The organism is Lactobacillus sp. PV012 (assembly GCF_014522325.1).
GTDB lineage: Bacteria > Bacillota > Bacilli > Lactobacillales > Lactobacillaceae > Lactobacillus.
In genome coordinates this window covers 547,442-566,978 of record NZ_CP041983.1, presented here as the reverse complement: position 1 = coordinate 566,978, position 19,537 = coordinate 547,442, and the positions used below count along the sequence as shown (strand labels likewise).

The 19,537-nt window shown below is 34.5% G+C and carries 24 protein-coding genes; 1 reads left to right on the top strand and 23 read right to left on the bottom strand.

What is annotated here, in order from left to right:
• Window positions 1-94 precede the first annotated feature (94 nt).
• The 3 genes from yjeM to miaA all read right to left on the bottom strand — a co-directional run bounded on the left by yjeM (window position 95) and on the right by miaA (window position 4,163).
• Window positions 95-1,609, bottom strand: coding sequence for a glutamate/gamma-aminobutyrate family transporter YjeM (yjeM, locus tag FP433_RS02885; protein ID WP_265483169.1), 1,515 nt, complete (start codon window positions 1,607-1,609; stop codon window positions 95-97).
• Between the two features lie 143 nt (window positions 1,610-1,752).
• Window positions 1,753-3,090 carry a type I glutamate--ammonia ligase gene (gene glnA, locus FP433_RS02880; protein ID WP_265487082.1) on the bottom strand — a complete coding sequence of 446 codons (1,338 nt, stop codon included), beginning with the start codon at window positions 3,088-3,090 and terminating at the stop codon, window positions 1,753-1,755.
• 152 nt (window positions 3,091-3,242) lie between these two features.
• Window positions 3,243-4,163, bottom strand: a complete 921-nt coding sequence (miaA, locus tag FP433_RS02875) for a tRNA (adenosine(37)-N6)-dimethylallyltransferase MiaA (protein ID WP_265487080.1) — start codon at window positions 4,161-4,163, stop codon at window positions 3,243-3,245.
• Window positions 4,164-4,270: 107 nt separating this feature from the next.
• Between miaA and FP433_RS02870 the strand changes: the two genes are divergently transcribed.
• Window positions 4,271-4,450 carry a DUF3042 family protein gene (locus tag FP433_RS02870; RefSeq protein WP_265483173.1) on the top strand — a complete coding sequence of 60 codons (180 nt, stop codon included), beginning with the start codon at window positions 4,271-4,273 and terminating at the stop codon, window positions 4,448-4,450.
• Between the two features lie 104 nt (window positions 4,451-4,554).
• On the opposite strand, the gene FP433_RS02865 is transcribed toward FP433_RS02870, so the two are convergent.
• From FP433_RS02865 to FP433_RS02770, 20 genes are all read right to left on the bottom strand, one after another.
• Window positions 4,555-5,265, bottom strand: a complete 711-nt coding sequence (locus FP433_RS02865; protein WP_265487079.1) for a biotin--[acetyl-CoA-carboxylase] ligase — start codon at window positions 5,263-5,265, stop codon at window positions 4,555-4,557.
• Window positions 5,266-5,268: 3 nt separating this feature from the next.
• Window positions 5,269-6,027: an enoyl-ACP reductase FabI gene (fabI, locus tag FP433_RS02860; protein WP_265487077.1), complete on the bottom strand. Its 759-nt coding sequence runs from the start codon at window positions 6,025-6,027 to the stop codon at window positions 5,269-5,271.
• 2 nt (window positions 6,028-6,029) lie between these two features.
• Window positions 6,030-6,800, bottom strand: a complete 771-nt coding sequence (gene accA, locus FP433_RS02855) for a carboxyltransferase subunit alpha (RefSeq protein WP_265487075.1) — start codon at window positions 6,798-6,800, stop codon at window positions 6,030-6,032.
• Window positions 6,793-7,638, bottom strand: coding sequence for an acetyl-CoA carboxylase carboxyltransferase subunit beta (locus FP433_RS02850; RefSeq protein WP_265487244.1), 846 nt, complete (start codon window positions 7,636-7,638; stop codon window positions 6,793-6,795). Before FP433_RS02850 ends, accA begins: the two co-directional genes overlap by 8 nt.
• Window positions 7,619-9,004 (bottom strand): acetyl-CoA carboxylase biotin carboxylase subunit, encoded by a 1,386-nt coding sequence (gene accC, locus FP433_RS02845; protein WP_265487074.1) that lies wholly within the window; start codon window positions 9,002-9,004, stop codon window positions 7,619-7,621. The genes FP433_RS02850 and accC overlap by 20 nt, the downstream gene beginning before the upstream one ends.
• Window positions 9,005-9,013: 9 nt before the next feature.
• A complete protein-coding gene (gene fabZ / locus FP433_RS02840) occupies window positions 9,014-9,442 on the bottom strand; it encodes a 3-hydroxyacyl-ACP dehydratase FabZ (protein WP_265487072.1) in 429 nt (142 codons plus the stop codon).
• A gap of 3 nt (window positions 9,443-9,445) precedes the next feature.
• The gene (locus FP433_RS02835; protein ID WP_265487070.1) at window positions 9,446-9,901 is read right to left on the bottom strand and encodes an acetyl-CoA carboxylase biotin carboxyl carrier protein; all 456 of its coding nucleotides are present in this window, start codon (window positions 9,899-9,901) and stop codon (window positions 9,446-9,448) included.
• Window positions 9,901-11,136: a beta-ketoacyl-ACP synthase II gene (fabF, locus tag FP433_RS02830; protein WP_265487068.1), complete on the bottom strand. Its 1,236-nt coding sequence runs from the start codon at window positions 11,134-11,136 to the stop codon at window positions 9,901-9,903. Before fabF ends, FP433_RS02835 begins: the two co-directional genes overlap by 1 nt.
• An 8-nt stretch (window positions 11,137-11,144) precedes the next feature.
• Window positions 11,145-11,876 (bottom strand): 3-oxoacyl-ACP reductase family protein, encoded by a 732-nt coding sequence (locus FP433_RS02825; protein ID WP_265487066.1) that lies wholly within the window; start codon window positions 11,874-11,876, stop codon window positions 11,145-11,147.
• Complete coding sequence (locus FP433_RS02820) at window positions 11,860-12,804, bottom strand: ACP S-malonyltransferase (RefSeq protein WP_265487065.1); 945 nt, start codon at window positions 12,802-12,804, stop codon at window positions 11,860-11,862. The genes FP433_RS02825 and FP433_RS02820 overlap by 17 nt, the downstream gene beginning before the upstream one ends.
• Window positions 12,804-13,049: an acyl carrier protein gene (locus FP433_RS02815; protein ID WP_265483192.1), complete on the bottom strand. Its 246-nt coding sequence runs from the start codon at window positions 13,047-13,049 to the stop codon at window positions 12,804-12,806. The genes FP433_RS02820 and FP433_RS02815 overlap by 1 nt, the downstream gene beginning before the upstream one ends.
• Window positions 13,050-13,071: 22 nt before the next feature.
• Window positions 13,072-14,040, bottom strand: coding sequence for a beta-ketoacyl-ACP synthase III (locus tag FP433_RS02810; protein WP_265487063.1), 969 nt, complete (start codon window positions 14,038-14,040; stop codon window positions 13,072-13,074).
• 14 nt (window positions 14,041-14,054) lie between these two features.
• Complete coding sequence (locus FP433_RS02805) at window positions 14,055-14,492, bottom strand: MarR family winged helix-turn-helix transcriptional regulator (protein ID WP_265483195.1); 438 nt, start codon at window positions 14,490-14,492, stop codon at window positions 14,055-14,057.
• Between the two features lie 69 nt (window positions 14,493-14,561).
• A complete protein-coding gene (gene fabZ / locus FP433_RS02800) occupies window positions 14,562-14,963 on the bottom strand; it encodes a 3-hydroxyacyl-ACP dehydratase FabZ (protein WP_265487061.1) in 402 nt (133 codons plus the stop codon).
• Between the two features lie 218 nt (window positions 14,964-15,181).
• Window positions 15,182-15,580 (bottom strand): rhodanese-like domain-containing protein, encoded by a 399-nt coding sequence (locus FP433_RS02795; protein ID WP_265487059.1) that lies wholly within the window; start codon window positions 15,578-15,580, stop codon window positions 15,182-15,184.
• A gap of 18 nt (window positions 15,581-15,598) precedes the next feature.
• On the bottom strand, window positions 15,599-15,817 hold the full coding sequence (locus tag FP433_RS02790; RefSeq protein ID WP_265483200.1) for a YqgQ family protein: 219 nt from the start codon (window positions 15,815-15,817) through the stop codon (window positions 15,599-15,601).
• The gene (locus FP433_RS02785) at window positions 15,814-16,488 is read right to left on the bottom strand and encodes a rhomboid family intramembrane serine protease (RefSeq protein WP_265487058.1); all 675 of its coding nucleotides are present in this window, start codon (window positions 16,486-16,488) and stop codon (window positions 15,814-15,816) included. The genes FP433_RS02790 and FP433_RS02785 overlap by 4 nt, the downstream gene beginning before the upstream one ends.
• Window positions 16,489-16,499: 11 nt before the next feature.
• Window positions 16,500-17,045, bottom strand: coding sequence for a 5-formyltetrahydrofolate cyclo-ligase (locus tag FP433_RS02780; protein WP_265487056.1), 546 nt, complete (start codon window positions 17,043-17,045; stop codon window positions 16,500-16,502).
• A 51-nt stretch (window positions 17,046-17,096) separates the two neighbouring features.
• A complete protein-coding gene (gene rpmG / locus FP433_RS02775) occupies window positions 17,097-17,246 on the bottom strand; it encodes a 50S ribosomal protein L33 (protein WP_265483205.1) in 150 nt (49 codons plus the stop codon).
• A 102-nt stretch (window positions 17,247-17,348) separates the two neighbouring features.
• Window positions 17,349-19,436, bottom strand: coding sequence for a peptidoglycan D,D-transpeptidase FtsI family protein (locus FP433_RS02770; RefSeq protein WP_416202978.1), 2,088 nt, complete (start codon window positions 19,434-19,436; stop codon window positions 17,349-17,351).
• Between the last annotated feature and the right edge of the window lie 101 nt (window positions 19,437-19,537).

The window sequence follows — 19,537 nt, the reverse complement described above, 5'->3', positions numbered from 1 at the left end:
CTTTACAAAGAATTTTCAAATAAAAATGAATCAAGTGATAAGATACTTGATTCATTTTTATTACTTAAAAAATTTGATAGCGAGTTAATTTTATTTACTCATCTAACTCTTCTACTTCATTAACCTGGGCTTTCTTAGATACACTTGCATACCAGAACCAGCCAATTAAACCAAAGGCTATTGGTCCAATTGCAGTCCAAAATGATGTCATGTAATCATTTGTAAATAATGGCTCAATGCAAGTAAAGACGATCCCAATTGCTACCACAAGCCAAACTATGATTGTAATTGCCCAAACTAATTTCATATTTTTAACAAAAACAAACGGACGATCCAAATTTTTCTTCATTTTAAAGAAAGGATAAGCTCCAATTAAAAATAGATATGGCGCTGAAGATGATACGTTCATCATATCCATTAAGATAGTATAGAATTGTTGCGCACCACTACCACCAAATGAAATAAATAAGATTACTACACTAACAATAACTGCTTGAAGCCACATTGCATGTTCTGGCATATTGTGCTTATTAAGTTTAGTTAAAGTCTTAGGCAATAAACGGGGATCACAGCCTTCAATAAAAGATTTGATTGGTGAATAAACCATTACGAAAGCGGCTGAAATTCCTGCCAATACATCTGCAATTCCGGCAAATCTTGAAAAAGCAGTTCCTAATGCCAAAGAAGCTGAATTTGACAGTCCTAAAGTATGTCCAGTAACAATCCCTAAATTGTTTATCAAAACATACTCAACGTTTGCTAGGTCAACTTTATTACCACTCAAGGTTTTATTCCAGTTTACAGCTACTCCTGCCATAAAAATATTAAAAACATACAACCCTGTCATCACAATCACTGCAATAATTAAAGCTTTAGGGAATGTTTTTTCAGGTTTATCAACTGAGTCAATTACTCCCGCTGAGGTTTCCAAACCACCATATGCAAATAAGGCATACACAATAAAGGAAATAATTGCAATCGGCGTTTGAAAACTAGGATTTGGTGAATGAGTAAAAGTTTGAGCAGTTGCAGGTTCAGCTAAATGCCCTCCACTTAGTAAAAATACCAGAAGAGAGACTACCATAAATCCAATTGCAATTGCTAAGGTAAAAATTCCTCCAACTTTACTTACAGCAGCAATTTTATCTACACCTTTTACAGCACAAAAAGTTACAATTACTAAAAATAATACTTCTAAAATCCCCAATAATTGGGTAGAACCAATTGCTCCCAAATGCCAACTTTGTGTAGTATCATGGCCAGAAATAGCTGTCGAAACTGATACTAAGAAAAACTGCGTTGAAGATACTAGCCAAATTACCCAAGCTGCTAGCCAAATAAACGTTCCTGTAAATGCCGTTCTTTCACTAACTGACCCTCTTAACCACGAAAAAATTCCTCCCTTTGCTCCTTTAAAAGTTGCTCCATATTCCGCAAACATTAAAGCTGAAGGAACAAAGAAAAGAATCGCTGTTAAAACATACCAAATAATACTTGAGTAACCCATTTGGTAAAAGGCGGTCAATGAATTACTAAAACCAAAGATTGATGAAAAAATCAGCAGTACTAACGCACCGGTCTTGATTTTAACATCCTTTTTTTCTTCCATAAATTAAAATTCTCCTTTTTATAAACACTTACTTATTATCCTCTTTTTCATAATTTTTTCAAAGAATGTTATTAATTTAATTTTTCGTACAAAAAAAGCAATTAACTTTCATTAACTGCTTTTTTCTCTAAATTATTACTCAATTAATAATTCATGTACTTGTCTCTTTCCCAATCGGAAACGCTTTGAGTATATTGAGACCATTCTAATTCTTTAGAATCAATAAAGCTTTGCGTTAAGTGTTTACCTAAAGCATCTTGAATTAATTCATCTTCCTTAAAGGCCTTAATCGCATTATGCAAAGTTGAAGGTAATGGCTTAATACCACGTTCATTTCTTTCATCTTCACTCATTTCAAACACATTAGAAGTTACTGGTTCCATTGGCATCTTTTCTTCCTTGATACCTTGTAGTCCAGCCTTTAAAGCAGCAGCTAGCAATAAATAAGGGTTGGCAGTTGGATCAGCAGAGCGCATTTCTAAACGAGTAGTTACTTCTTCTGCAGAAGGAATTCTAACTAATGGAGAACGGTTCTTAGTAGCCCATGAAATATAAACTGGTGCTTCATAACCCGGAATTAAACGTTTATATGAGTTTACAGTGGGATTACCAATTGCAGTAATTGCACGTGCATGTTCCAAAATCCCATTTAAGAAATAAAGGGCTGTCTTTGATAAATTGTACTTACCATTTTTATCATAAAAGACATTTGTACCATCTTTAAAGAGCGACATATTAGTGTGCATCCCATTACCAGCTTCCCCTTGTACTGGCTTAGCCATAAAGGTCGCAAATAAACCATGCTTTCTTGCAATTGCACGAACAACCATCTTAAAGGTTTGAACACGATCAGCAGTAGTTAAAGCATCATCAAATTTGAAATCAATTTCATGTTGGCTTGATCCTACTTCGTGGTGTGCAGCTTCAACTTCAAAGCCCATACCTTCCAAAGTTTCAACAATTTCACGACGACATCTTGCACCTTCATCATCTGAAGTCATATCAAAATATGAAGCATGATCTGCATTTTCAGTAGTCCAGTTGCCATCTTCACCTAACTTAAATAAGTGAAATTCTGCTTCAAAACCAATATCAAAGTCAGTAAAGCCCATGTCCTTCATTTCTTTAAGAACACGCTTTAAGTTATTTCTTGGATCACCTTCAAATGGTTCCCCACTGGTCTTGTGTACGCTACAAATTAAGCGACCAATCTTACCGCCTTCTTCATCACCCCATGGGAGGACTGCCCAAGTTGAAAAGTCAGGATATAAAACCATGTCACTTTCTTCAATGCGAACAAAACCGTCAATTGATGAACCATCGAAGCGAATTTCATTATTCAAAACCTTATCTAATTGGCTCGTAGGAACTTCTACACTCTTTAATGTTCCATTAATATCAGTAAAGGTTAATCGTAAAAAACGAACATCTTCATTTTCTACACTATTTTTAATATCTTCTGCAGTTAATGTTTTACTCATTTGTACACACCTTATTCTACAATTATAGATCAATTTTATAGATTGTTTTTAAATTGGTCTAGTCCTTGAAAATCTCATTTTTCCTTGTGCCTTTGCACATTACTAACCATAACAAACAAAATTGGTATCGTCAATATAAAAGGTGTTTTCATTTAAACTTTTAAGAAATCACTAACCAGTTTTTTAATTTTCGTTTCACTTGTTGAATCTTGTAAAGGGTCTACCCAATGTACTGGTAACTGATGCTTAAAATAAGTAATCTGACGTTTAGCATACTTTCTGGAAGCTTGTTTTAATTTACTTATACATTCCTCTAAACTTTTTTCTCCTTCAAAATAAGGAAACAGTTCTTTATAACCAATAGCTTGAATTACTTGATGTTCCTGGGCACGATTTTCGTAAATAAATTTTGCTTCATCAAGTAGCCCCTTCTCCATCATCAAGTCAACTCGACGATTAATGCGGTCATAAACTAACTGTCGCTCACTATTTAAACCAATAATTAAGGCATCATAACGAGGAGTAATCTGTTTTTGTTGCTGAGAAAAAAGTTTTCCTGTTCGGCCAATCACTGTTAATGCTCTTAAAGTTCTTCGACTATTATTAGGTGCTATTTTTTCACTAGCTGCTGGATCTATTTTTTCTAATTCTTTCCACAATTTTTCTGGACCATTTTTTTCTAAAAAATCTTCCCACTTTTTATCTACACTTGTCTTATATTCTCCAGGTTCACCTAATTGCATCTTATTAACTAACGCCTTAATATAAAAACCTGTTCCCCCTACAACAATTGGAACCTTTCCTTTTTTATTTAAAACTTCAATTACTTCATTAGCCTGTTTTACAAAGTCTTTTACCGAGTATTCTTGAAAGACTGACCGCTGGTCAATTAAATGGTGCTTAATTTGCGCTTGTTCTTGTTTAGTAGGTTTTGCGGTTCCAATTGCTACTTCTTGATAGATTTGCATTGAATCCCCTGAGATAATTTCAGTATTCAGCGTCTTAGCTAATTTTAAACCTGCCTCAGTTTTACCAACAGCTGTTGGTCCAATAATAACTATTACTTTCTGCATTTATATATCCTTTAATTTAAAATCGTATTTCTTTATTAAATACCCAAATATTGGTAAAATCAAAATGAAGGTAGAAAATTAATTGATTTATTCAGGAGGTATTTATTATGGCAAAGAAATTTGGTGCCGGTCTTGCAACTGGTGTTTTAGCAACTGTTGGTGCTTTAGCAGCTGGATTATTTACCTACAAGAAGAAGGTTGTTGATCCTCAAGAACAACACGAACAAAAAATTGAAGAAAACCGTAAGAAAGCTAACCGTAAGAGCTACGCAGCTCACCAAGCTTAATATCTTACTAAGACCTGTTTGGCTTAAACAGGTCTTTTCTTTTGCCTAAATTAATTTAAACTTCACTGTTTATTTTTTGCAAGAAAAAAATGATTCTAAAAGAATCACTTTTCTTGCTTAATTTTGATTTTAGTTATTTCACCACTAGTAAAAACTTTCACCTCTGACTGCGTTTTTACTACTAAATTACCGTTATCGTCAATATCTTGCACCAAAGCTTGGATGGTATTTTTTCCATTTTTAAATACTACTTTTCTTCCAACTACATTAGACAATTTGCGATACAGAGGCATAAAATCTCGCTGGTCATATTCACTAGTGGCCTTGATAGTTGCTTTAACTAAATCTTGCCTCAAACACTTTTTTTTATAATCTTCCTTGCTAATACTTCCTACTAACTCCCTCAAACTAACCGGAAAATTAGCTGTATTAACATTTATTCCCACTCCAATTATGAGCCCATTATTTAGGTTTTCTGTTAAGATGCCGCCTATTTTTTTATTATTAAAATAAATATCATTTACCCACTTTAAAAAGAAAGTTTTTTTAGGAAAATATTTTTTCAAAACTTCAACAAGTTTAATCGCAATGTAAGGTGTTAATAAGCCTATTTTTGCCTTATTTATTTTGAAGTTTGGAACAGCAACACTATAATAAATACCCGTATCCTTAGGTGAATAAAAAGGACGCCCTTGCTTGCCATATCCACTAGTTTGACTACTAGCAATAAAAGCTGCAGCTTCCAAATTATCCTTTAAGTATTCTTTGGCTAAATCTTGTGTTGAAGTTACTTTATCATATTGGAAAAATTTCATAACTTATCGTAAATGAACGCCCTTATCAACAAAAATAATGTCTCCAGTTATCCCCGAAGCCAAATTGCTCATCAAAAATGCACAAGTATTACCTACTTCTTCTTTAGTTACATTCACTCCATCTACTGTTTCACTTTGAGAAATTTTAAGTAATTCTGAATGACCCTTAATTCCAGAAACAGCTAATGTTTTGATGGCTCCTGCTGAAATTGCATTTACGCGAATACCATCTTTTCCTAAATCTCTCGCAAGATAGCGTACCTCTGATTCAAGGGCAGCCTTAGCTATTCCCATAGTATTGTAATTTGGAAGGGCACGGTCACTTCCCATATAAGTCAAAGTTATTAGGCTAGCAGGATCATTTAAAATCTTAACTCCTTCTTTGGCCACTGCCAAGAAAGAATATGAGGAAACATCTAAGGCCTGAGCGTAACCTTGACGAGTTGAATTAAGAATTGAACCACCTAACTCTTCTTTCTTAGCAAAAGCAATCGCATGGACAATACCATTAATTTTTCCAAAGTTATTTTTTATTTTGTCAAAGGCTTCTGTGATACTTGTATCACTTGTAACATCACACTCAAAGAGATATTTTTCATCAGGTACAAGCTTAGAAATATACTTTTTTAATCGTTCATTTTGATAAGTGTAGATTATTTCTGCCCCCTGCTCTTCCATTGCCTGAGCACATCCCCAAGCAATGGAGCGACTGTTGGCTACACCCATTACTAAAATTTTTTTACCTTCTAAAATTCCACTCATTTTTAATACTTTCTAAATCTTTCATAACGTTTTTGCACTAATTCATCCAAAGATAATTGGTCCAATTTCTTTAGTTCAGTTTTTAAAACTTGATCGATCTTCTCGCAAACTATTTGATGATCATCTGGTTCTTCAATGATTCCTTCAATTACTTTGAATTTCAATAAATCTTTGGGAGTTAATTTCATCTTTTCAGCTGCTTGGGTAACTTTTTGAGCATCTTTCCAAAGAATAGAAGCAAAACCCTCTGGCGATAAAACAGAATATATACTATTTTCCAACATCCAGACTTCATCGCCACAAGCTAATGCTAATGCTCCTCCTGAGCCACCTTCACCATACATAATCGTAATAATTGGAGTCCTAACACGCCCGATTTCAAGCAGATTCTGCGCAATTGCTTGCCCTTGTCCATTTTCTTCAGCACTTTTTCCAGGATAAGCTCCTGCAGTATCCACAAATAAAAAAACTGGTCGTTTAAATTTTGCTGCATTTTTTATTAAACGTAAAACTTTTCGATAACCACCTGGTTGTGGTTGACCAAAGTGCTTAGCCATTCTTTCTTGTAAATCATGCCCCCGACTCGTAGTAATAACTGTTACTGGTCGGTCATGGAAACTAGTGATTCCCCCAACTATTGCTGGATCATCTTGATTTAAGCGATCGCCATGAAGTTCGAAAAAATCTGGAAAAAGTCGCTTACGTATTTCATGACCAGGAATATGCTTTTCACTACGTGCGGCTAATACAATGTCCATTGCCGTTTTATTCATTTCGACCACCTACTTTCAACAGCCATGAAATAACTTCTTTTTCATCTTCCCGCTTTACAATGTGATCAATAAACCCATATCGCAGTACATTTTCTGCATCTTGTAAATCAGGAGCAATTTTTTGATGAATAGTTTGTTCAATTACTCGTCTTCCTGCAAAACCTACCATTGCATGAGGTTCCGCTAAAATAATGTCGCCTTGACTGGCAAAGCTTGCTGTTACCCCACCAGTAGTTGGATCAGTCAAAACCACAATATAAAGTAATCCTGCTTCTGAATGCTTTGCGACTGCATTAGATACCTTCGCCATTTGCATTAGTGAAAATATTCCTTCTTGCATACGAGCACCACCAGAAGCTGTAAATAAAACAACTGGCAATTTTTTATCCGTAGCTTTTTCAAAAAGTTGCGCTAACTTTTCTCCGGTCATTTGTCCTAATGAGCCCATAATAAAACTCGGATCCATAATGCCTAAGGCAAAGATTTCATCTTTAATTTTTCCTTGCCCTGTCCAAACTGCTTCTTTTAATTTGCTAGTTTGTTCAGCTTTAGCTATTTTTTGTTGGTAACTAGGAAAGTTTAATGGATCTGTAGCTTGGAGTTCCGAGTTCCATTCTTTAGCTTCATCAACTAACCACTGTAGCCTTGATTTAGCTGTAATTCTAAAGCCATAGCCGCAATTTAAGCAGGTTTGATATTGAGTTAATCTATCTGCAAATACCTCTTCACCACACTTTGGACATTTTTTTATCAAATTATTTGGTACACGATCATCTGCATTAATATCTGCCTTCACTCTGACTTCTGATAGAGTATTTTTATGCGGAAATAGTTTCACCATTAGAACGACTCCTCCACTTTGGTAAAAATTCTTTTTCAAGATAAGTATTTGTAAATAAACCCTTAACAAAATCAGGATCACTTAAAATAGCACTATGGAAATCTTGATTAGTATTAATCCCTCTAATTACCATCTCATTTAGTAATCGCTTCATTTTTTCGATGGCCTCTGTTCGATTTTGACCAAAAGCAACTATTTTAGCAATCATTGAATCATAAAATGGCGAAATCTTCTCACCTTGATATAGAGCAGTATCAATCCGCATCCCTGGATTTCCAATTGGTAAATAAAGAAAGTCTATGTCACCAACTGAAGGCATAAAATTATTAGCTGGATCTTCTGCATTAATTCTGCATTCAATTGCATGACCTTTAATTTTTAAATCTTCTTGAGTAAAAGGAAGCTTTTCACCAGCAGCTACTTTAATCTGGGCCTTCACTAAATCTACCCCAGTTACCATTTCAGTTACTGTGTGTTCAACCTGAATTCTGGTATTCATTTCCATAAAATAAAAGTTATGATCCTGATCCATCAAGAATTCAATAGTCCCTGTATTAAAATACCCTGCTGCTTCTGCAGCTTGAACAGCAATTTTACCTAATTTTGCCCGTTCTCGTTCAGTAATTACATTACATGGACTTTCTTCTAAAACCTTTTGTTTATTTCTTTGAAGAGAACAATCACGTTCGGGAAAATAAACTGTCTGGCCAAATTTGTCGCGAAATACTTGTACCTCAATATGTTTAACATTCTGCATTACTTTTTCTAAGTACATGCGATCATCACCAAAATCCGTTTTAGCTTCTGCTTGCGCAGAAGCCAAAGCATTGGCCATTTCTTCTGGCTTACTTACTTGGCGAATTCCTTTTCCCCCACCACCTGCAGCAGCCTTTAAAAGTACAGGATAGCCTACTTTTGCTGCAATTTTTTCTGCTTGCGTTACTGAAGTAATAAAACCCTGACTGCCAGGAGTAACTGGAACATGATTTTTGATCATTAATTGTCTAGCATGTTCCTTATTACCCATTTGATCAATCGTTTCTGCATTAGGACCAATAAAAGTAAGACCACATTTCGTACACATCTGAGCAAATTCCGCACTTTCGGATAAAAAGCCATAACCGGGGTGAATGGCTTGTGCTCCTGTTCCTACAGCGGCAGCTAAGATGTTTTTAAGATTTAAATACGAAGCAGTTGGTTGTGGTCCACCTACACAAACTGCTTCATCAGCTAATTGAACATGAAGACTATCTCGATCCGCTGTTGAATAAATTGCCACGGTTTTGATTCCCATTTCTTTTAAGGAACGAATAACACGAACTGCAATTTCTCCTCTATTTGCTACTAACACTTTCTTAAACATTTTTATCACCTAATTAATTACAAATGTTAATTCCGCACTTACAATAAGTTTCTCTTTAACATATGCTTTTCCAATCCCAACACCTATATTTTTTCTAATCTTTGTTAATTCGGTTTTTAATATTAATTGATCACCTGGTTGAGCTTCGTCGAAAAAATCAGCTTGTTGAATACCACCAAAATATGCTGTTTTCCCACTGAATTTTTCCTCACTTAAAAGCGCAACTGCGCCAGTTTGTGCTAATGCTTCTACAATTAATGGTGCTGGCAAAACTGGATTGGTTTTTGAACTAGCTTGGACAACTTCTTCATTAAAGCTTACATTATGAATTCCAGTTGCACTTTTGCCAGGTATAACCTCTACTACTCGATCTAACAAAAGCATCGGGTAGCGATGAGGAATAATTTTTTTGATTTCTTTAATTCCTAGATCTTTCATACTTTAATCTTCCTCAACCATAATTAAAGGCTGATCTACTTCAACTAAGTCTTCATTTTCAACTTTAATTGCTTTAACAGTACCAGTAACTGTACTTTTTACTTCTGTCATCATCTTCATAGCTTCAATAATGCAGATTGTATCTCCTTTTTTAAGATGTTGGCCAACCTTTACAAAGGCAGGTTGTCCAGGCTTAGCTTGTAAATAGACAATCCCCACAATTGGTGCCTTCACTGGTACCCCTGCATCTTCAAGTTTTTCTTGCTTTTTAGGTTGAGGAGAATCTTCTTCTTTTTTCACTGCAACTTTAGGTAAAGCAGGTTTAGTGGCTTCTACTGATTTGACTTTATTTTTGCTCAAGTACAAGTGAAAATCTTTACTATCTATTTTTAATTCTCGTATTTCAGAATCCTCAAACTGCTTCATTAAGATTTGAATTTCATCAATATTTCCATTCATTACTTCTCACTCCATTTCTTAAAAGCTAAAACTGCATTATGTCCTCCAAAACCAAATGAATTCGAAATGGCATAATTAGTTTCAATGTTTTGACTAGCAGAAGTCACTAAATTAACTTCACATGCATCATCTTGATTAAAACAACCAACATTCATTGGAAACTTCCCTTTTTGTAAGCTTGCTATCGTTAAAACAGCTTCTATTGCACCTGCTGCTCCTAGTAAGTGTCCTGTCATCCCCTTAGTTGAAGAAACTAAGACTGAACTTTCTTTACCAAAGACTTTAATTATCGCCCGACTTTCACCGCTATCATTTATATTAGTTGCAGTACCATGAGCATTTATATACCCAACTTCAGCAGGCGTAATGTTTGCCTCAGAGATAGCTAGCTTCATCGCTCTAGCCGCACCTTCTCCTTCAGGATCCGGCGAAGTAATATGATAGGCATCACTAGTTGCTCCATAACCAACAATTTCTCCTAATATTTTGGCATTACGTTTTCTAGCATGCTCTAAGCTTTCTAGAACTACTGCCCCAGCTCCTTCTCCTAAAACAAATCCTGAACGATCTTTATCAAAAGGAAGACTAGCATGATCAGGATCAGAACTTTTAGAAAGAGCTGTTAAGGCCGCAAAACCACCAATTGCAGATTCATTAATTGTTGCTTCACTACTACCTGCAATCATTACTTGTGCTCTTCCCTCTTTAATTTGGCGAAAAGCTTCTCCAATCGAATTATTTCCTGAAGCACATGCAGTTACGATTGATGTTGAAATATTTTTTGCTTTAAAACGAATTGAAATATTACCAGCTGCCATATTTCCTATTGCCATTGGAATAAAAAATGGTGACATTCTTCTGGGACCTTTATCATGCATGCGAATTATTTGTTCCTCTAAAGTAGTCAAACCACCAATTCCAGAACCGAAAATTACTCCCAAGTCTTCAGACTTAGTATTTTCTTCGGTAATTTGGGCCATTTCCATTGCTTCTGTAGCTACTTGAATTGCATATTGTGAATATAAATCCATTCTTTTTGCAGCCTTTTTGCCCACAAAATCTTCTGAAGTAAAATCATCAATTTCACCTGCTACAGAAATGCCTGTTTCACTTGCATCAAATTTTGAAATTGACTTTATACCATTTTTTCCTAACAAACTATTTTCTACAAATTCGTTAAATCCATTTCCATTAGGAGCAATCGCTCCCATCCCAGTAATAACAACTCTTTGCATATTATCTCCTAGATCGTCATACCACCATCAACAACAATTGTTTGACCTGTAATATAGTCATTTTGGGTCAAAAAAATAGCAGCCTGCGCTACTTCACTTGTTTTACCAAAGCGCGTCAATGGAATCTGCTTTAATATATTATTTTTTACACGTTCAGAAAGTACTTGCGTCATCTCTGTATCGATCATCCCCGGCGCAATTGCATTTACCCGAATATTACGCATTGCAGCTTCTTTAGCAAGTGACTTCGTCAATCCAATTAGCCCTGCCTTTGCCGTTGCATAATTAGCTTGACCAACATTTCCATGCATCCCTACAATACTACTCATATTTAAGATAACCCCTGAACGTTCACGATTCATCTTTTTGAGGGCAACTTTACTTAGGAAAAATGGAATCCGGAGATCTAAGTTCATAACCTCATCAAAATCTGCATCCCTCATTCCAATGAACATCTTGTCACGAGTAATGCCGGCATTATTGATTAAAATATCTACTTTTCCAAACTCTTCCCAAGCTTGATTAAAGTAATCTTTAAGGTTCACTTTAGTTAAATCAGCTTGTAAATATTTATATTCTCCTCCCAATTGCTTTAGAGTTTCTTCTAATTCAACTGGAATTTTTTCATGACGTCCATTTAATAGCAACTTAGCTCCTTTTTTAGCAAAAGCTACTGCTAAGCTTGCTCCTAAGCCTCGTGTAGATCCGGTTATAAGAACTACTTTATCCTTTAATTCCATCTTTTTCCTCAATAAATTTTTGATAATCTTTATATTTTCCTAATTGGTAACGTTTTAATTTATGATTTACTTGTTTAGCAAACAAAGATAATGTTTTCCCAGGTCCAATCTCTATTGCAGTATCAATATCCTCTTGCTCAAGTAAATATTGCAAGCAAGCTCCGAAATGAGTAGGTTTCATTAGCTGCTTTTCCATTATCAAGCCCCAGTTATCTTTAAAGGCTACTGCTGTTGTATTAGAAATAACGGGAATCTGATTTTTACTAAAACTCACTTTATTAAGTCGCTCATGCATCTTTTGACTAGCTTTGGTAAATAAGGGCGTGTGAAAAGCACCATTTACCTCTAGCTCTATTAACCTTGTAGCCAATTTTTCTTCTGTAATCAGAGTACTAGCCTGTTTTACTGCTTCTTTTTCTCCGCTAATTACAATTTGGGAAGGTGAATTATAGTTTGCAATAAAAACCTTTTCACCCTCTTGTTGTAACTCGGTCAAAAGAGTTTCAATTTTAGAAGTTTGAGGTTTAAGCACAGCTACCATCGCACTCGTTACTTGATTCGCATCTTCTTGCATATAGCGTGCCCGGTCACTGACCAGACTAATCGTATTTTCTAAATCTAGTGCCCCACTAGCAAACATGGCACTATATTCACCTAAAGAAAGTCCAATCATTCCCTGAATTTGCAAATCTGGCCAGTCTCTTTGTAACATCTGGTAGATTCCTGCTTCAAATGCTACCAGAGCTGGTTGAACATTAACTGTTTTGTTAAGTTCTTCATTCTCACTTTTAAAAATGGTAAGAATATCTTTTTTACTAGCCAAACTTGCTTGTTCAATTATTTCTTTAAAAAGCGGATCTGCCATGAAATCAAGACCCATTCCTGGTCGTTGGGCTCCTTGTCCACTAAATAAAAGTACTGTTTTCATTATTTTTGACTATCTAATTGTTCTTTAACAAAATCTACTAATTGATTCATGGTTTCAATTTTGTCATCAGTTTCTAATTCGATATCATACTTGTCTTCAATTTCATTTAAGATTTCAAATAAATCTAAACTATCTGCATCCAAGTCTTCCTTAATATTAGTTTCAAGGGTAATTTGATCTGGTTCAACTTCTAGTTCTTCTTGAGCAATAGCTTTGATATCGTTAAAAATTTCTTCTTTTGTCATTTTCTTTACCTCATTATTAAATTTAAAATTTATAAATTATCGTTGCAGCAGTTAGGCCGCCTCCGAAACCACTCAGGGAAATAATATCTCCTTTTTTAAAAAGATTTTTTTCCATACACTCTGCTAACAAGATTGCTTCACTTGCCGCTGCAGTATTTCCATATTCATCAATGTTAACTGGAAATTTCGTAAGTGGCTGTTTCAGATTACGCGCTACACTTTTAATAATCCGCACGTTAGCTTGATGAAGAAGATAGTACTCAATTTGATTAAGATTTAACTTAGCTTTTGCAATTGCCAACTTAATGGATTCGGGAACTTTATGCGTCGCAAACCGATATACTTCTCTCCCATCCATTTCAAAGGTACTAAATACATGGTCATTTGCTGTAAAATCTTTTTCTACTTTGGTATGACCAGCAATTAGCTTATTTCCTAGTTCACCAAATGTTTGTAATTCATGAGCTAATAAATGCTGATGCGCACTAGCATTTAATAATACTCCACCAGCCCCATCACCAAATAAAACTGCTGTAGTGCGATCATGCCAATTAAGCATTTTAGACAAAACTTCACTACCAATCACAATTGCTTTTTTAAAATTATTGCTCACCATCAGATCATGTGCAATTGCAATTGCATACGAAAATCCTGAACACGCAGCTGAAATATCAAAAGCAATAGCCCGTCTGGCCCCAATTGCACCTTGAACCATCGCTGCTGTAGCCGGTGTCATATTATCTGGTGACATAGTTGCTACAATAATTAAATCAATTTCACTGGCTTGAGTAGCTGTCTTGTTTAACAACTGCATGGCTACATCACTGGCAAGATCTGAAGTATTTTTAATTGTACTAATATGTCTTTTTTTAATCCCTGTTCTTTTCTGAATCCATTCATCTGATGTGTCCATCAAATTACTCAATTCTTCATTAGTGACTACTTTTGAGGGTATACTTTTGGCACTAGCAACAATTTCAATATCTTTCACCTATGTCATCCTATCTAGTGTGAATTTACAAATTTTTCAAGATTAGTAAAGGCATGATAAATTGTCTTTAATTCATCTTCATCTAAGTTTTGTAAAAAGCTCTTTACCATCATGTTGTGATAAGCATGATACGCTCTACATAAAACCCGACCCTTTTTAGTTAATTTTAGATGAATTACTCGGCGATCCTTTTCATCACGTACTCGTTTTACATAACCTTTACGAACTAATCTATCTACTGTCGCAGTAATCGTAGCCCGCGAGACATGTAGTTTACTTGCAACTTGTGAGACAGTTAGTTCCCCATGTAAAGTAATTGCATCAATGGCATGCATTTCTTTAACAGTTAAATCTTTAAAACGACTTTTTTTTAATTCTTCTTCTTCAATTCGATTAATTCCGTAGTATGTATTATAAAGTGCGTCGTTGATTTCCTTATACAATTCATTCATTAGTTTCAATTCCTTTAGCTTAAGTTTTAATATTTAAACTAATTATATAATAAATTGAAACCCTTTTCTTTAAGAGAAAACAAGTTCACTACTACATGCTACTTCATCATTTACATACACTTTGGCATCACAAATTTTATTGTCTAAATCTAAAACTTTCAGCTTCATAACTAATTCATCACCAGGTTTTACCATCTTTTTAAACCTGGCTTTTTTTATTTTCTTTAACTGTAATTTAGGAAATTTATTTTTAAATAAAATTTGTGCTCCTTGCACCATACTTTCAACTATTAAAACGCCTGGCATTACTGGATTATCAGGAAAGTGTCCTTTGAAAAAAGGTTCATTGATACTAATGCTTGCAGTGGCTATCAGGAAATCATCTAATTCAAGACTGATTACTCGATCTAATAAGCAAAGTGGAGGGTGATAACCAATAATTTGTTGAATTTCAACGGCGTTTAATTTCACCTTATTCACTCCTTATATTTTGTATTACAAATAGTTTGATATTCAAATTATTTGTTAAACAAATCATATCACTAATACTTCGTATGTCAAACTATTTTTCTTCTTTCTTTTTCTTTTAAGTGTTATTAAACCTTATTCTTTATGACTTTCACCAAAAAATATTTTTTTATAAAAAAAGCAAAGAGTAACTTATTTTTACTCTTTGCTTCTAAACTTATTTAATTCTTTGCCGATTTAGTTGGTCCATCCCAGCCTTCAAAACCATCTTTTAACCAGTAAACTTTGTGATAGCCATTTTTCTTTAAAATTTTTACTGCGCGCATGGAAACAGTTGGTGAATCTGAATAAATGTAAACAGTCAAATCTGGACGAATAGTATTATATTGGTATTTAAACATCGTTATTGGAATGTTGCGTGCACCTAAGATATGCTTTTTCTTAAAAGGTCCCTTTTCTCGAACATCAATAATTTGTGCCTTATGTTTTCCTTGAGAAAATTCTTCGTTATTAATTGCTCCTCCAACACGCTTTTCTTCTAATTTTAACCAGAGCCAATTAACCCCAATTAGCACTAAAATAATAATTATAATAATACTAATAATTGAAAATATATTCATACCTATCCCCTTTATTATCTAGTCTTGTAAGTTTTTCTTTTCTTTTTGGACTTCAATTTCATGTTCATGGCGCAAAATCATTTTTGCACTCATGTATTCTTTTTTAGAAATTACATCTGCCCTGTTTAAATTATCTAATTCTAATCCCATTAATTCAATATCCCATTTTCTTTTTCCAACATGAACCAAGATATTAAATTTTTTAAGGAGTTGCTGCACATCATATAAATTTCTCAATTTGCAATCCTCATTCCTCGACTGACACAAAAGACTACAAAAATAATTAAGACTACGCCAGCTAATACCTTGAGCTTATTGTGATAATTACGCAAATTACGGGAGCCAAAAATAATTTCTAAGAAAAATCCAGCAAATAGACCACCAATATGACCTAAAACATTAATTCCTGGTGCAAAAAAGTCTAAGCCAATATTGATGACTGCTAACGCAATTGCTTGTTTACCTAATTCTGCTACTGGACCTATTTTTCGATTAGCTACATAAATTGCAATTAAGGCCCCAAAAAGTCCAAACAAAGCTGTTGAAGCTCCAGCAGTAACTGTTGCATCACTACCTAAGCCAAAGCTTAATAAGTTACCTCCAACACCACTAAGCAAATACACAATTAAAAAACGTAAATGACCTAGCATTGGTTCCATATATTGACCAAGATAATAAATCATGACCGCATTTGAGGCTAAGTGAAGCCAACCAATATGTAAAAACTGCGCTGTAAAAAGACGCCACCATTGCCCCTTAAGTGCAATTAACTGGTTATTTTCTCCACCCATCCTAATCAAAGTATTAATATTTGTTGAACCTCCTAAAAGAGTTTCACCAATAAATATTAAAAATAAGATAATCAAAATTGTATTTGTGACATAAGTACTTGAACGAAATTTTTTCACCAAATCCCTCCTTAAATTGTAAGATATTTTCTAATTGGAACATCTGTCTTCTCAATTTCCCAGATATTTTTTTGATATAACTGTTTAGAGTTTACCAAAGAAATTGCATTTGATGAATACTTAGCCAAAAAGCGATCATAGTACCCGCCACCAAATCCTAAACGAGCATGATTTTCTGAAGAAAAAGCTAACAAAGGAACTACTAGTAAATCCAAATCATTTTTGACTTGCGCATTTTTTTCGTGATTTTCTTTAACCCCAAAAGATGTAGTTGTTAACACAGTATCTGTAGTAAATTTGGTAAATTCCATTTGTCTTTTTGGCAAGCAACGTGGAATATAAACTTCTTTACCTGCTTGCCATAGCTTTTCAATAATTTCTTGGGTATTAACTTCAAAGTCCATTGAAAAACTAATCCCAATTGAGTGAGCTTTTTTCACTTCAGCACTTGCCAAAAGTTGCTGCATTAAAATCTTATCTTCTTCTAACTTTTGTGACGTCTTACTAAACTCTTTGAGGAGTTTTATTTGATGTTGTCTAACTTCTTTTTTATCCATTAAAAATCCCTATATACAAAAAAACAACAGGCATAACCTGTTGTCTCTAAATTACTTAGTTTCGCGGTGAAGGGTTGCCTTTCTTTCAACTGGGCAATACTTCTTTAAAGTTAAACGTTCTGGGTGTTTACGCTTATTCTTTTCAGATAAGTAACTTCTGTCACCACATTCAGTACATTCAAGAATAATGTGTTCTGCCATTTTTTCCACCACCTATTTGCTTTTTATATCGACTTGTTAAATTATATAACTTTTTTCTCTAATTTTCCAGTGTTTTAACGAAATACGTTTCACACTAGTTAATTACTTATTCAAAGCAAAGTAATCTTGTACCATTTCTTTAGCCATCTGTAAGGTATAGGTACCTTCTTTATCTGGATCTAAGCCAGGAAAGACAATTGCAATTGCAAGCTTTGGATCTTTTTCTGGAGCGTAACCTACAAAAGTGGCGTTAATTAACTCAGGAGCATTTTTATTACCAGGATTATCCTCATCATAATAAAAAGTTTCCGCAGTACCAGTCTTACCTGCAATTGATGGAGTTACATCCTTTAATTGGTGAGCTGTTCCCCAACTATTAGAACCGTGAACAACTTGGTGAAGACCTTGCTTAACCACATTTAATTCTGCTTGCGTCCAAGGAATTTGTTGTTGCACAGTCGGCTTAGTATTATACAAAATTGATACTTTATTACCTTGCTTATTAGTTTCTCCAACAGACTGAACAAGATATGGTTTCATTCGATAACCACCATTAGCAATTGTTGAAATATACTGCACTAATTGAATTGGAGTATAAGCATCATAGTTACCATAAGACAAGTCAAGTACAGATCCACTTAACAAACGATTTTGTGAGTCTGTAGTTGCACCTTGAATTCCAGAAACTTCCCCTGGCAAATCTACTCCTGTCTTCTGGCCTAAACCAAACATAGCAAAGTTTCTTCTTAAAACTTGGAAGGAATCAGAAGGCATTGAAATATAAGACTTTGGTACATATTTTGCTTTCAACCAGTTCATTGCTAAGTGCATCATGTAAATGTTACTTGAAACCTCCAATGCACTTGGTGCATCTAATGAACCAAATGTTCCAACTGGATAAACTGATTTTTTAACCGGTGAACCAGGTAAGTAAATCGCTGTATCAGGTAAGGTATTATTGGTTGGGGTAATTACTTTATTAATTAACCCTCCTGAAACCATCGCACCCTTTACTACTGATCCCATAACAAAGGATCGATTAATAATTCCTAACGCATCATCAGTTACTTTATTGGTTTTTACATTATGATTTAACCCAGCAATCGCCAAAAGTGCCCCAGTTTTGGGATTCATTGCTACTGCATAAGCACCGCTTGAATATTGAGTAGCCCCTGCTGCTTGCGCGGAAGCATAAACCTTACGCAGTGATTTAGTTACTTCTTGTTGATACTTAGAATTCAAAGTTAAGATTAAACTAGCACCACTTTGACCATCATAAACAGTCTTAGTATCACCAATTCCATCTGCAGAAGCATTGCTCTTTGAAACAACTTCTGCTTGGGACTTGGTTCCTTTTAAAAGTGGTTCATATTTTTGTTCAAGATAACTTGTTCCTACACGATCATTACGAGAATAACCTTGTGCTAAATAGTATTGAAGATTATCACTTGGAAGCCCTGACTTTTCAGAAGATACTGAACCAATGATACTTTGAATAGATTTACCATTTGGATAACTTCTTGACCAGTCAGTTCCAATGCTTACTCCTGGTAATTCTGATAAATGCTCACCAACTACTGCCATTTCTTTAGTAGTAAGATTTTTATTTTTGATGTAAATAGTTGAAAGTTGGTAAGCACCTGAAATTTTATTAAAAATTAAAGCAGCTGTTTTTTGTTTTGCAGTAAACTTCAGATTTTCTTTTTCTAAATGTTTAATGATATTTTCGGTAATTTCAGAAGTAGTCATTCCCTCTGCTCGTTCAGATTTAGGTAATTTTGCTTCTTCTTGAGCCGCTACTTTAGAATTTCCCAAATAGTAATCATATAACTGACGTTTAGTTGGCTCTTCATCAAGTGTGATATAGTTACTTAGGCGATTGGAAATATTATAAATATCTTTAGTTGTTACATTAGAACCTTTAGTATAGGTAATTGCATTATTAGCAGTATTTCCTACTAATAATTTCCCTGTTGAGTCATACATTACTCCTCGCGGAACATTATTAGTAATTACCTGTTGGTCAGTCTTTTTTACTTCAGCTTGAAACCGACCACCATAAACTAATTGTAAATAAACTAATTGTCCAATTAATAAAAGAAAAAGTGCTAAAATTACACCTAGAATTATTTTCATTCTTAAAGGTGTAGAGGCAGCCTTTCTTTTTGAATTATTATTTTGATAGTTCAAATTTTTAACCTCTCTTAAAACCAAGATAAATTTTAGCAAAAAAAGCCTCTGACTTCTATCATTATTCATGAATTGAAGCTAATCTTAAATATTACAAAAGA

Excerpts from the sequence above, each read along its gene's own strand:
- yjeM (WP_265483169.1), bottom strand. The coding sequence starts at position 1,609 with ATGGAAGAAAAAAAGGATGTTAAAATCAAGACCGGTGCGTTAGTACTG.
- glnA (WP_265487082.1), bottom strand. The coding sequence starts at position 3,090 with ATGAGTAAAACATTAACTGCAGAAGATATTAAAAATAGTGTAGAAAAT.
- miaA (WP_265487080.1), bottom strand. The coding sequence starts at position 4,163 with ATGCAGAAAGTAATAGTTATTATTGGACCAACAGCTGTTGGTAAAACT.
- FP433_RS02870 (WP_265483173.1), top strand. The coding sequence starts at position 4,271 with ATGGCAAAGAAATTTGGTGCCGGTCTTGCAACTGGTGTTTTAGCAACT.
- FP433_RS02865 (WP_265487079.1), bottom strand. The coding sequence starts at position 5,265 with ATGAAATTTTTCCAATATGATAAAGTAACTTCAACACAAGATTTAGCC.
- fabI (WP_265487077.1), bottom strand. The coding sequence starts at position 6,027 with ATGAGTGGAATTTTAGAAGGTAAAAAAATTTTAGTAATGGGTGTAGCC.
- accA (WP_265487075.1), bottom strand. The coding sequence starts at position 6,800 with ATGAATAAAACGGCAATGGACATTGTATTAGCCGCACGTAGTGAAAAG.
- accC (WP_265487074.1), bottom strand. The coding sequence starts at position 9,004 with ATGTTTAAGAAAGTGTTAGTAGCAAATAGAGGAGAAATTGCAGTTCGT.
- fabZ (WP_265487072.1), bottom strand. The coding sequence starts at position 9,442 with ATGAAAGATCTAGGAATTAAAGAAATCAAAAAAATTATTCCTCATCGC.
- FP433_RS02835 (WP_265487070.1), bottom strand. The coding sequence starts at position 9,901 with ATGAATGGAAATATTGATGAAATTCAAATCTTAATGAAGCAGTTTGAG.
- fabF (WP_265487068.1), bottom strand. The coding sequence starts at position 11,136 with ATGCAAAGAGTTGTTATTACTGGGATGGGAGCGATTGCTCCTAATGGA.
- FP433_RS02825 (WP_265487066.1), bottom strand. The coding sequence starts at position 11,876 with ATGGAATTAAAGGATAAAGTAGTTCTTATAACCGGATCTACACGAGGC.
- FP433_RS02820 (WP_265487065.1), bottom strand. The coding sequence starts at position 12,804 with ATGAAAACAGTACTTTTATTTAGTGGACAAGGAGCCCAACGACCAGGA.
- FP433_RS02815 (WP_265483192.1), bottom strand. The coding sequence starts at position 13,049 with ATGACAAAAGAAGAAATTTTTAACGATATCAAAGCTATTGCTCAAGAA.
- FP433_RS02805 (WP_265483195.1), bottom strand. The coding sequence starts at position 14,492 with ATGAATGAATTGTATAAGGAAATCAACGACGCACTTTATAATACATAC.
- FP433_RS02795 (WP_265487059.1), bottom strand. The coding sequence starts at position 15,580 with ATGAATATATTTTCAATTATTAGTATTATTATAATTATTATTTTAGTG.
- FP433_RS02780 (WP_265487056.1), bottom strand. The coding sequence starts at position 17,045 with ATGGATAAAAAAGAAGTTAGACAACATCAAATAAAACTCCTCAAAGAG.
- rpmG (WP_265483205.1), bottom strand. The coding sequence starts at position 17,246 with ATGGCAGAACACATTATTCTTGAATGTACTGAATGTGGTGACAGAAGT.